The organism is Providencia sp. wls1914 (assembly GCF_009706645.1).
GTDB lineage: Bacteria > Pseudomonadota > Gammaproteobacteria > Enterobacterales > Enterobacteriaceae > Providencia > Providencia zhijiangensis.
Genome location: NZ_WLUN01000016.1, coordinates 1115874 through 1128020, shown reverse-complemented (window position 1 = coordinate 1128020; position 12147 = coordinate 1115874). Strand labels below are relative to the sequence as shown.

The window sequence follows — 12147 nt, the reverse complement described above, 5'->3', positions numbered from 1 at the left end:
AATGAATTTGACTGCATTTTTGGTTTCTAGTGAATATTTTATTAAAAATGGTTTGATTGTGATGAACGCTTTGAATAGCAATACTAATAGTAAAGGAGTAACCAATGAATAAAACAACATTGTCCTCAGCAATTCGAGGAACAGGTATCGGGTTTAGTCTATTCGTTGTGATGAGCACCAGTAGTTATGCCGCTCAGACACCGGTTGCTCCACAAGTTGACGCAAAAGCGTTTGTATTAATGGATTATAACAGCGGTAAAATTTTGGCTTCAGGTAACCCTGATGAGCGTTTGGATCCTGCAAGTCTAACCAAGATCATGACTAGCTATGTGGTTGGGCAAGCGGTCAAAGCGGGAAAAATTACACCGCAAGATATGGTGACAGTCAGTGAAGCTGCCTGGGCGACAGGCAATCCAATTTTAAAGGGTTCTTCCTTGATGTTCTTGAAACCGAAAGACCGCGTTTCGGTGTTGGACTTAAATAAAGGCGTGGTAATTCAATCGGGGAATGATGCCAGTATTGCCTTGGCTGAACACGTTGCTGGCAGCCAAGAATCTTTTGTTGACCTGATGAATGGCTACGTCCAAAAAATTGGTTTAACTAATACGCATTTTAAAACCGTACATGGTTTAGATTCTGAAGGACAGTACAGTACTGCTCGGGATATGGCGGTGTTAGCCCAAGCGCTGATCCGTGATGTGCCTGATGAATATGTATTGCACAAAGAGAAAGAGTTTACCTTCAATAATATCCGCCAACCTAACCGTAACCGTCTATTGTGGAGCCAAAACCTCCATGTCGATGGCGTGAAAACAGGGCATACCAGTGGGGCAGGTCATAACCTAGTGGCATCAGCAACTGATGGTCCTATGCGCTTGATTTCAGTCGTTTTGGGGGCGCCGAGTGACCGCGTTCGTTTTTCCGAAAGCGAAAAGTTACTCACTTGGGGCTTTCGTTTCTTCGAAACAGTGACTCCGATTAAAGGGGATGCAGTTTTACAGAAACAACGTGTTTGGTTTGGTGACATTTCAGAAGTGCCTTTAGGGGTCGAAAAAGATGTGGCAGTGACCATTCCAAAAGGTCAGTTACAGAATCTGAAAGTGGATATCAAATTGGATAATGACTCTCTTGAAGCGCCTTTAGCATTGAACCAAAAGGTGGGCACGATTAACTTTATTCTTAATGGTGAAGTGATTGAGCAGCACCCATTAGTCGCCAAGCAAGCGGTTGAAGAAGCAGGATTCATTGGCCGAATTTGGGATTTCATTATGAAAACCATCACTGGCTGGTGGAATGCCATTTTTGGATGATTAAAACTTAAATATAAAATTAATATATGGAGACCTCTTTATGAGGTCTCTTTTTTTTGTAATGAATAACATTAAATAAATTTACAGATAAACTTCAATTGAAATATTTCTAATTCAATTTAATAATCATTTTAATTGTTTGAGAGCTAACTATTTTATTGTTATTTAAATATCAATGACTGAAATTATCTCATTCAATTTCATAATGTATTTATTAATTTAATTAATTAAAATGGAGAATTATCAATGGGCATTTCCATGGAAGAAAGAATGCAACAGCTACAAAATCGACAAAATACTAAAGGAATTGGTGATAACAGCGTTCATGGGGGGAGTGCGGATAACCGAGGTGATAATAAAGGTGTCATCAAGTCAGGGGATGCGACTGACTCGGGTAGCGGAGGTGGTTCAGTTGTTGGAGGAAAAACTGTAAACCTACACACCAATAACAATATTATGCAAGGTGGTACTGCGCGCAATGATGGCATTAATAATGGGGGAATGGAAGGGGGACATAGTACCAACTTTGGGTTAAATAACAACGACCTCCATGGTGGTGCGGCAACTAACGAATTTGGTGCTGTCAACCATGAGCATTCGTTTCTTAAAGGGGGTAATGCAATTCGTGAATTACAAAGTGGTATTGAAAAATATCAAGGAATGCAAAAACAATTGGTGGACGCAAATAAAGAAATTATTCGTAAAAATAATGAGTTGTCAGCGCTGCAAAAAGAAATCGCATCACAAAAAGTAGAATTGCAAAAACAGCAGCAAGTATTAGCAGATCAAGCTTTTCAATCGAAAGATATGCAAGATAAGCTGAATGCGGCGCAACAGCATCTTGCACAAAGTGAAAAAGAAAAACAGTCATTAAATAATGAACTGATGAAGGCTAAAGGGGATGTGAGCCAACTTCGCTCCGACATGAAAGCGCAACGTGGTGAAATAGACAAGCTCAAAGCTCAGGTGGATAAGGGCAAGCAAGAGATCCAAGAGCTGGAAATTAAATTAGATCAGACGAATGGTGACAAAGAAAAGCTCGAAGAACGCTTAAAAAATCAGCAAGTTCGTAATAAAAAACAAGAGGAAAAAATTAATGAAACTAAAGACAAGATTGAGGGCAAGCAAAAAGAAATTGATGTTTTAAATAACAAGCTTGCAGATGAAGGAAAAAATAAAGAGGATTTAAATACCAAAATCCAGCGTTTAGAAAATGACATCAAAAAACTAAACAGTATTTTAAACGAAAAAGTTGAAAAAGAGTCTAAGAGCAGCTCTAAAGTCTCTGAACTGCAAGAAAAAATTGGCGTCTTAGAAATGGAGAAAAAAGCGCTAGATTCCCTGTTACAAAACGAACTTCAATCTTATACCAAACTGGCTGAAGAATATCATCTCTATAAGATGTCCGTTAAAACAGACATGGAAACATTTAAACAGCTGAAACCGATGCTCACTAAAATAGGTGATTTAGCAAACCAAGGTGAAGATATCTTAAACGATCAATCTAAAGCGTCGACAGTGACATTTGAAGCAACCGTAAGCTCGCGTAAAACTGAACGCTCAGCAGGAAGCACATTAGGTGGTTCTGCACAAAATTCAGGGACTAATTTAGGTACAATTAATGGTGGAAATAGCACGAGCAACACTCAGATCACTGGCTTGGTTGTTGACGATAGTGCGGTTGAAGTTGCTGCAGATAAATTAATTGAAAATATGAGTAGTTTGATGGAAACCACCGAAGCCGTTATTAAAGATACGGGAGAGTCAGTAAAAGGAATGGTTGGAACGGCAGGGATGTTTGTTCAGACTCAAACGGCTCAACACATTAGCGGTATTGGTTTTTAAAATTTTGTATTAATTGATTCTTGATTTTATTAGGAATAATAAAAGGCCTACATAATATGTAGGCCTTTCTGGATAATGCTCACCAACGTTGCAATGTAAGCGATAAATTACTCGCAATGACCTAACTTAATCGCCAAACCGCCTTGAGAGGTTTCACGGTATTTTGCGTTGATATCTTTACCTGTTTCATACATGGTTTCGATCACTTTATCGAGACATACGCTTGGCGCACTCACACGGCGTAATGCCATACGAGCGGCGTTTACAGCCTTAACAGATGCAATCGCGTTACGTTCGATACAAGGTACTTGGACTTGTCCGCCAACAGGGTCACAGGTTAAGCCTAAGTTGTGCTCCATGGCGATTTCTGCCGCGACACACACTTGCTCTGGGCTACCACCCATTAATTCTGCCAAACCAGCAGCAGCCATTGAACAGGCTACACCGACTTCACCTTGGCAACCGACTTCTGCACCCGAGATAGACGCATTCATTTTGTACAGCGTACCAATCACGCCTGAAACTAAGAAATAGCGGGTATAAGAGTTTTCGTTGACTGGGCGAATAAACTTATCGTAGTAAGCCAATACCGCAGGAATAATTCCGCAAGCACCGTTAGTTGGTGCAGTGACAACACGACCACCCGCGGCGTTCTCTTCATTGACGGCAAGGGCGTACATGTTGATCCAGTCAATTACCGCCATTGGGTCAATGTTGTTATTGTCAGAAGTAACTAATTGGCGACGCAGTGCCGCTGCACGGCGAGGAACACGCAGTGGACCAGGTAATAAACCTTCGGTGCTGACACCGCGTTCAATGCCCGCTTTCATGACATCCCACACCGCCGCAAGATATTCAGAAATTTCTTCTTTGCTGTGGAGGGCTAATTCGTTTTGCATCACTAATGCAGATAAAGATAGTCCCGTTTCTTTACAGTGTTTTTGTAAATCAGCCGCATATTTGTATGGGTAAGGGACTTGAACTGCATTTTCAGTCTCTTGACCGAAATGCTCTTCATCAACGATAAAGCCACCGCCAATGGAGTAATAATTTTTGGTATACAGAATGTTATCGCCATCAAATGCGGTAATTGTCATTCCATTTTCATGTAATGGTAAGTTGGTTGAATGGAAATTCATCCCACCTTCAGTTGGGAAATCAACTTCATGTTGGCCATTTGCCAGCATCAGCTTGCCTGTTTGCTCAACATTGCGCATAAATGCTGGGATAGCATCAATATCAATCGTATCGGGCAGATTACCCGCTAAACCCATAATAATCGCCATATCAGTGGCGTGGCCTTTACCTGTCAACGATAAAGAACCATAAACATCGACGGAAATACGTGTGGTTTTAGTGAGAAGATTTTGCTGGATGAGGTCATCGACAAACTGCTTACCGGCTTTCATAGGGCCGACAGTGTGTGAGCTGGATGGTCCGATACCGATTTTAAAAATGTCGAATACGCTAATCATATTCTGTCTTCCTATATTGAAGGATCCCCATCAAACTGCCAATTACAGGGTATTTGTTGTCAGTAAGATGATTATAGAAGATCCCTCAATTAACCAGATTGATATAGGTTAATTGAGGGCTTAGATTTACTTAATTATTTGCTAATTTTTTTAATTAGAAGAATAACTTGTAAGTTGCGGCGGAGATAGCGACCAGACCCATGATGACAACGAAGATATTGCTGAGTTTACCGGAGTATTTACGCATTGCCGGGACTTTGCTGATTGCATACATTGGCATTAAGAACAGCAGGATTGCGATAACTGGGCCACCCAGACTTTCAATAATATCCAGTACACCAGGGTTCAGTGTTGCGACAATCCAAGTCGTCACTAACATGAACAGTGCAGTACCACGGTTTAATTTTTTAACATCAACAGTTTTGCCTTTTGCACGATATGCTCGTTCAACTAAACCATTGAAACCTTCACGAGCACCTAAGTAGTGACCTAAGAATGATTTGATGATAGCGATAAAGGCGATGATTGCGGCAGCATACTTGATGAACGGCTGATCAAAGTAACCAGACAGGTAGTCAAGGATACTGATGTTTTGCGCTTTAGCAGCAGCAAGGTCCGCTGAAGACAGCGTGAATACACAGCTGATGACGAAGAACATGACAGTCAGAACCATCAGGATGTGCGCAGAAGCCAGAATGCGTGAACATTTTTTCTCAGCCGCTTCATCATACTCTTCACGTTTTGCCACAGAGAATGCAGAGATGATTGGTGAGTGGTTAAACGCGAACACCATCACTGGGATTGTTAGCCAGATAGTGATCCAAATGCTTTGTCCACCGGATGCTTTAGCGGCTTCAGTTACGCTGTCTAAAGATAATGTGCTCAGAACATCGGTGCTCCAATGTGGAACCATGTACAGAGAGAAAGCGACCAGTACGGCGATGAATGGGAACACCAGCATACTCATGACTTTAACAATGTATTTTTCACCGAATGCCACGATTGCCATGACGCCACCGACTAAAATCAGCGCCAGCAACCAACGTGGTGGAGCGCCAACGCCTAAAAGTTCAGTCAGGAATTTGTTGACGTTGTTAGTGATAGAAACACCATAAACTAACAGAATAGGATAAATAGCAAAGAAATAGAGCAGGGTGATCCAGTTACCTGCTGTACGACCAAAGTGTTCTTCTACAACTTCAGTGATGTCACCGTCTTTCTTTGAACCGGAAAGTACAAAGCGTGTTAAACCACGGTGAGCAAAAAATGTCATTGGGAAAGCAAGTACTAACATCAGTAATACTGGCAGTAATCCACTCATACCCGCATTGATAGGTAAGAATAAAACACCCGCGCCGATGGCGGTACCATAAAGGCCGAGCATCCACACGGTGTCTGTTTTACGCCAAGCGGTAGCATTCCCTGTTTGCGAGGCTGTTTTGTTGATGGAACCAACTTTTGTTGTATCCATAATAGTCTCCAAAAATAAAAGTCAAAAATAAAAATTGGGTGCCTATTTCACTAGGCTCTTAATCTTTTTGTACGATTAATCGACGGTTTAATCAGTGGTTAGTAAATAAACAATCGGTTAATACACTGTCTAGCCATTAATAATGGTTTTATACGTAACAATCTGATTGGAAATAAAACTAAGATGAATATGAAATTCATTTTCAATCAGTTTTGTAATTTTATAAGTAATTTTTAAAAGTGGATTTTGAGTGTGAGAATCTACATTTTAGCAGAACAAAATGCCGTGATCATTATCTCAAAAGAGAAATATCCCCCATGTTTATCAGGTCACAGTGAATTTTGTAAAATTGTTAATGGAATTTAACTTAGTGCTAGTTTTCATAGATTTTCGGCAATGTTCATAAAATGATTATTCGACAAATTTATTTATATAAAAATACAAAACATTAAAACCGTTATCATGTTAATAAAAAAATTAACGTCAATCAGATGATCAATAACTTGAAAATACGGATGAAAAAACCGCTTTATTCTTTAGAGAAATACCCAGCTGAGTTTTATTTTAACATGTTGATATAAAAGGAATTTATATCTTTACGTTAATTGATTAATAACGTGATTAATTTTTTTGGTTAATTAATGTTCTTGCGGAATATGTTAATTGTTTTAGGGGATTTAAGATTAGAAATAGAATACTTATTTTTTGTCGCAAAAAATAATAAGAAATAGTTACAAAATATTTGTTAATTAATTGTTTTAATATTTATTTGATAAATTCAAATAAAGTTTTTGCTGCTAAAAATAAATGAAAACAAACTTTGATTTAGCTCAATATTTAATGATGAGGAAAATGAAGGGGAAAGTACTGACACTGATAATAGGTCAGTACTTTAAATCACCAATTAAGGTTGCATCCATCCTTTACGAATGAGAGAACCAAATACGAGGTGGTAAAGACGAGTGATTGGTTGCTGAATAACACTGCCGCCCACAGCCCAAATCAGCTGAGATAAACCGCAAGAAATAGCACCTAAGATAAATGCACCGACCATGTCTAACGGCCAGTGAACACCAAGATAAATTCGAGACCATGCAATAACGATGGCAGGAACCATAAACACGAAGCCAACCCATGTTCTTAGCCAGAATAAGAAAGCAAAAACGAAAGTGAAGACAATAGTTCCATGGTTACTCGGGAAAGACGGAGTTGCGTCGTGATCTAAGAAATTAGAGCCAATGCCCATCACGAAAGGACGCTCATGGGGTGCAAAATAACCAATCAACCAAGAAATTACTAAGCCAATGACAATGGCGTAAGCCGTTTTGCAGGCAAAGGTGCGTTGGCTAGTCATATTTGACTGCGCACCCCAAAACCAACACGCAACAGTAAATAGCGGGAAAATAAGGATCAAGCGTTTGGCGATCACCGTGGCTAACGCAATAGTACCACTTGCGGACTCAGGCGTTGCGTTGATCAGATTAAAAAGATCCAGATTTAGTTGTTCCAGCACGATCAGAGTACCTCGGACATTAGTTCTCAAGAAGACGGGACATAGCAATGGGAAGGGGTGAATTAAGACACGCTCTAGACCTTGCTACTCAAGCTGACAAATTTACTTTTTGTTAAACATTAACTCAATCAATATTTGCTCAATAACAGTGATTTATCAGGGCAATGCAAAAGTTCTAGACACAAAAAACCCGATAGCATGAAAGAATCAAATGGCTATCGGGCTCCTCAATATGGGGACATCAAAGAAAAGCAGTGGCACTAATTAAGACTACAGCAAAGGAGGAAAGTTCTCTCGGTGATCAGAAAAAGTGCAATTTTTGATGAAAACATTTTTGCATAGCACAAAAAGAAAAAATAAAGCCCCAAATGAGAGGCTCATCTGGGGCTTTATAAAAGAAAATGTCTTGTAAGATTGATTACTTATACAGACTCAGATTTTCTTTAGCGTATGCTTCAAAATCGGTGCAACCACCGATGTGTTTTTCATCGATAAAGATTTGAGGAACGGTTTCTACAGTTTTACCAACGGTTTTGGATAAGTCTTCTTTAGAGATACCTTCCGCTTGGATATCAACATAGCGATAATCGAAGTCGTCACGTTCATTCTTCAGTTTTTCTGCAAGTTCTTTAGCACGAACACAGTATGGGCAACCAGGGCGACCAAAAATAACAGTGTACATAATATCTCCTTAAATTTAGAACTCAGATTCTAATGACTATTCAGATACAAAATAATAATGCCCAATACTATGCCAACATCAGCTTCTAAATAAAAGTTGAATTTTCCTTTCATAGCTATAGGCAGTCTATATAATTTGCTAGTGGTGGTGACGATACTGTCAATATAAGGTAATAAAACGAAGGAAAACATCATGGAACAACAGCAAAAACCCATAAAAGAGACTAAAGGGACGATGCGCTCACTAGCGGATATGCCAAAACCCGTTCTATTTCTTGAGGGTATCGGAATATTATTACTAATCACCGTATTACTTGCCACTAATGACTATATTACGCTGCCGGAATGGCTAGCCAGCTCTGGCGCGATTGTCTCTATGGTGCTGGTTGGAATGGGGTGTTTAATCCCAGCGATGATCAATATTATCTGGCGAGCCGTTCATGGCCTTACTTTTTTGGGCATTGATAATAAATCGGGTGGTGCGAGTCGTGATCGTCGTAATCAACCAAAAGAGGCGACACGAGATGATGATAAACCAGACGAAAAGTAGAGCAGGGCATGGTTTTACTGGTGTTTAGACTGGCTATGTGTGAAAATTGTCCGCTTTCTATTTGTTAGAATGAATTATTAGTATGAGTGCTTGGTTGGCACGAATATGGTTATTTTTGGTATATCGCTATTTTGAGTTGAAGAAGGTTATTGATCATGGATTCTATTTGTTACCCAGATATCTCACAACTACGTGAGTGGCTCGACCAACTCAAAACCTCTTATTTCGAGTGTGATTCTTGTGCTGCTTTGCATCTCCCTCATATGCAAAATATTGATGGGATCTTTGATGCTAAATTAGACATTATTAATAATGTGTTAGTACTCTCAGCACTGGCGGAACTTAAACCTACCGCGATTATTACGTTGGTGGCAAATATTAGCCAAATTAACGCCAGCTCATTAACGGCAAAAGTTTTTCTCGAAATTAATAATGAAAACCTACCTAAATTGGTGGTTAGCCAATCATTTTCGTTAGAGGCTGGGATTACCTATCGCCAATTTAGCCATTTCTTACAGCAAGCCGAAGAGCAAATTTCCGGTATTGTGTTTGAAATTTTCAGTAATAATCTGCTTTATGCTAACCAAGATGAATATGAAGAGTTAGAGTCGGATGATAATGATGACGATACTGAATCCGACCTTGATGATAAACCTTCCGTGATTATTCACTAAATACCCTATGCATTGTGAAAAATATTTGGCAGGAGAATGTCGCTCCTGTCAGTGGCTAGAATTATCGCCAGAACAGCAAATTTCCCGTAAACAAGATAATCTGCAATCTTTATTGCCTTCTTTGGCGTCATCTTTATTTTTGACGCCAGTGACGGGGCCATTTGAAGGATTTCGCAATAAAGCCAAAATGGTTGTCAGTGGTAGTGTTGAAAAACCGATTTTGGGTATTGTTAACCGTGATGGAGATGCTGTTAGTTTAACGGAGTGCCCGTTATATCCCGCTGAATTTTCAGAAATCTTCGCGCAGCTTATGCCTTTTATCGCGAGAGCTGGGTTAACCCCCTATAACATTGAACGTAAGCGCGGTGAGCTAAAATATATTTTGCTGACTCAAAGCTGGCATACCAAACAATTTATGTTGCGTTTTGTCTTGCGCTCCGATAAAAAAATTGATCAATTACAAAAAGCATTACCTTGGTTACAAGAAAAATTGCCGCAATTGGCCGTGATCACTGCCAATATTCAGCCCGTACATATGGCTATTTTAGAAGGTGAGCAGGAAATTATGTTCACTGAGCAACATGTGCTGAGGGATGAGTTTAACCAAGTTCCTCTGTTTATTCGCCCGCAAAGTTTTTTCCAAACCAACCCTATTGTGGCTGCACAGCTATATCAAACAGCCAGAGAATGGGTCAAAGCGCTGAATATATCCAGCTTGTGGGATCTGTTTTGCGGTGTGGGTGGCTTTGGTTTGCATTGCGCGGATAAGACGACCAGGCTAACGGGTATTGAAATTAGTGCGCCCGCTATTGAGTGCGCTCGCCAGTCTGCTCAAGAGCTGGGTTTGCAGCATGTGGAATTCCAAGCATTAGATTCAACCAATTTTGCCACCAGTCGCCAAGATATTCCTGATTTAGTATTGGTGAATCCACCACGCCGCGGTATCGGTAAGAATTTATGCAACTATTTATCCGATATGCATCTGGAATATATTCTCTATTCGAGCTGCAATGCCCAAACCATGGCGCAAGACTTTGAGTTATTATCAGGATACGAAGTTTGCAAAGTTCAACTGTTTGATATGTTCCCGCATACCGCACACTATGAAGTATTGAGCTTATTGAAGCGAAAATAGTGATTAGAATAGATAGGCTTGCGCCTATCTATTATGAATTTCTCCATATTCATCAATAGACAAATTACCTTTTTTGTTTTTTATTAATGGGAGCTTTTCAGCAACGGTTAATATCATCTTTTCAACATCCGTTTCAGTTGTGTAGATGTTCCATTTCCTCTTCAACCCCACAATCGACAATTGGGTTTCACTGTTTATTGAGTCATGGTGTTTTAGCTTCATTTTGAAATTTTCTGATAATGTAATTTCTATTTTGTTTTTTATTAGAGATTTTTTTATATTGTCTTGGATTTCATTATTGGTCAGTGAGAATAATTTTATTCTATTGTGACTATCAGTTTTTTTCTGAATAAGTCTGACATTAAGCAGAGTGTGACCAGCATAAGAACGCTCAGTTTTCCCATTGATATTAAACTCATTGAAAATTTGGAACAATTGATTGAAAAATTCGTAGCTATCTTCTGAAATTAAAATTCCTTCATTAGGATCAAAAAATTTATATATTACTTTTTGATGGCAACGCTGCACGGATATGGCCATACAGTGATTTAGGCTAGCGAGAAGGCAGTAATAGTAGGCATTGTTTTTTATCGATTCATCGATATCAAGTTCAATTTGAGAGAGTGTTTTTAACTCGCCATCATGGTTAGTATTGTGTCTATCTTTTAGTGTATAGCTATTGTCATTGATTAATCCGGAATACACTTTCCTAGCCGCTGATATAAGGGTGATTCTGTCTACTTCATGTAGAAAAAACGAGGTTAGAATTAGCTTGGCGTCATTTATGGTTAATGGTTTTTTGTTCGATAATTTCTCGTTGATTTTTTCTACATTTTCACTGGATAAATATAAATGGTCAGTATTATCTTTATTCAATATTTTATTTATGTAATGCTCTATATTGGCAGGAAAATTATAGTCAGTGAGAAACGTATCGGGTTCATTTAATTTTTGAGTGATTTCGGGTATTTGAAGTAAGTTAACCAAATATTCAATATTTTCTTCCTGAGCACCTATCTCTCTAAGTGTGAAATTATTTATATCGAGTGATAGATTATTTAATTCAGTGGCATTCCCATAATCTATTTGCTCATTGATGGCTTGATGAATTAGAACGTTAAACTCTGCGAGTTTAATTTTTTTAGTTAAATTTAAAAGATACTCATCGAGTGTATCTTGAGGCTCTTCAGAATGGGTTAGAGTGTCCAAGGACTCATTTATCTTCTCTATATATTGCGTGCCACGGTTATTGTTCTCATGCATCAGAAAACAAGTGGAAAGACCACGGCAAATACCCGCTTGAATAGGACCAATATTTGAGACTTTGACAAGTTTATTTTCAAATAGACTGGGAATATTCGTTGCGATGTAATCAACAATAGGCGCTTGTTGAAAAGGAATGGAAAATTTAACCTGTGTAATCATATAGATAACCTTATTTAATCAGTATTATTTTGCAATAATTCATACTACCAATACAAAAAGGTTCTATC

At 39.0% G+C, this 12147-nt stretch carries 9 protein-coding genes and 1 pseudogene; 5 read left to right on the top strand and 5 right to left on the bottom strand.

The features are described 5' to 3' along the window. Positions 1–104: 104 nt before the first annotated feature. Positions 105–1307 (top strand): annotated as a pseudogene (locus GKR74_RS16070) (serine hydrolase); the annotation flags it as partial. A 249-nt stretch (positions 1308–1556) separates the two neighbouring features. Then, positions 1557–3155: a hypothetical protein gene (locus GKR74_RS16065; protein WP_154604333.1), complete on the top strand. Its 1599-nt coding sequence runs from the start codon at positions 1557–1559 to the stop codon at positions 3153–3155. A gap of 107 nt (positions 3156–3262) precedes the next feature. Here the strand turns inward: GKR74_RS16065 and GKR74_RS16060 are convergent, their stop codons facing one another. The 4 genes from GKR74_RS16060 to GKR74_RS16045 form a co-directional block, all read right to left on the bottom strand. Continuing rightward, positions 3263–4630 (bottom strand): L-serine ammonia-lyase, encoded by a 1368-nt coding sequence (locus GKR74_RS16060; protein WP_154604332.1) that lies wholly within the window; start codon positions 4628–4630, stop codon positions 3263–3265. A 154-nt stretch (positions 4631–4784) separates the two neighbouring features. Next, complete coding sequence (locus GKR74_RS16055; RefSeq protein WP_154604331.1) at positions 4785–6101, bottom strand: serine/threonine transporter; 1317 nt, start codon at positions 6099–6101, stop codon at positions 4785–4787. 904 nt (positions 6102–7005) lie between these two features. Next, positions 7006–7614 carry an undecaprenyl-diphosphate phosphatase gene (gene ybjG, locus GKR74_RS16050; protein ID WP_336431346.1) on the bottom strand — a complete coding sequence of 203 codons (609 nt, stop codon included), beginning with the start codon at positions 7612–7614 and terminating at the stop codon, positions 7006–7008. A gap of 418 nt (positions 7615–8032) precedes the next feature. Then, complete coding sequence (locus GKR74_RS16045) at positions 8033–8296, bottom strand: GrxA family glutaredoxin (protein WP_006657693.1); 264 nt, start codon at positions 8294–8296, stop codon at positions 8033–8035. Positions 8297–8488: 192 nt separating this feature from the next. Between GKR74_RS16045 and GKR74_RS16040 the strand changes: the two genes are divergently transcribed. The 3 genes from GKR74_RS16040 (at position 8489) to rlmC (ending at position 10654) form a co-directional block, all read left to right on the top strand. Then, positions 8489–8845, top strand: coding sequence for a YbjC family protein (locus tag GKR74_RS16040; protein ID WP_154604330.1), 357 nt, complete (start codon positions 8489–8491; stop codon positions 8843–8845). A gap of 155 nt (positions 8846–9000) precedes the next feature. Further along, on the top strand, positions 9001–9519 hold the full coding sequence (locus GKR74_RS16035; RefSeq protein ID WP_036951887.1) for a YbjN domain-containing protein: 519 nt from the start codon (positions 9001–9003) through the stop codon (positions 9517–9519). 7 nt (positions 9520–9526) lie between these two features. Further along, positions 9527–10654 carry a 23S rRNA (uracil(747)-C(5))-methyltransferase RlmC gene (rlmC, locus tag GKR74_RS16030; protein WP_154604329.1) on the top strand — a complete coding sequence of 376 codons (1128 nt, stop codon included), beginning with the start codon at positions 9527–9529 and terminating at the stop codon, positions 10652–10654. A gap of 24 nt (positions 10655–10678) precedes the next feature. Here the strand turns inward: rlmC and GKR74_RS16025 are convergent, their stop codons facing one another. Continuing rightward, entirely contained in the window at positions 10679–12079 is a 1401-nt protein-coding gene (locus GKR74_RS16025; protein WP_154604328.1) for a hypothetical protein, read from the bottom strand. Positions 12080–12147 lie beyond the last annotated feature (68 nt).

Excerpts from the sequence above, each read along its gene's own strand:
- GKR74_RS16065 (WP_154604333.1), top strand. The coding sequence starts at position 1,557 with ATGGGCATTTCCATGGAAGAAAGAATGCAACAGCTACAAAATCGACAA.
- GKR74_RS16060 (WP_154604332.1), bottom strand. The coding sequence starts at position 4,630 with ATGATTAGCGTATTCGACATTTTTAAAATCGGTATCGGACCATCCAGC.
- GKR74_RS16055 (WP_154604331.1), bottom strand. The coding sequence starts at position 6,101 with ATGGATACAACAAAAGTTGGTTCCATCAACAAAACAGCCTCGCAAACA.
- GKR74_RS16045 (WP_006657693.1), bottom strand. The coding sequence starts at position 8,296 with ATGTACACTGTTATTTTTGGTCGCCCTGGTTGCCCATACTGTGTTCGT.
- GKR74_RS16040 (WP_154604330.1), top strand. The coding sequence starts at position 8,489 with ATGGAACAACAGCAAAAACCCATAAAAGAGACTAAAGGGACGATGCGC.
- GKR74_RS16035 (WP_036951887.1), top strand. The coding sequence starts at position 9,001 with ATGGATTCTATTTGTTACCCAGATATCTCACAACTACGTGAGTGGCTC.
- rlmC (WP_154604329.1), top strand. The coding sequence starts at position 9,527 with ATGCATTGTGAAAAATATTTGGCAGGAGAATGTCGCTCCTGTCAGTGG.
- GKR74_RS16025 (WP_154604328.1), bottom strand. The coding sequence starts at position 12,079 with ATGATTACACAGGTTAAATTTTCCATTCCTTTTCAACAAGCGCCTATT.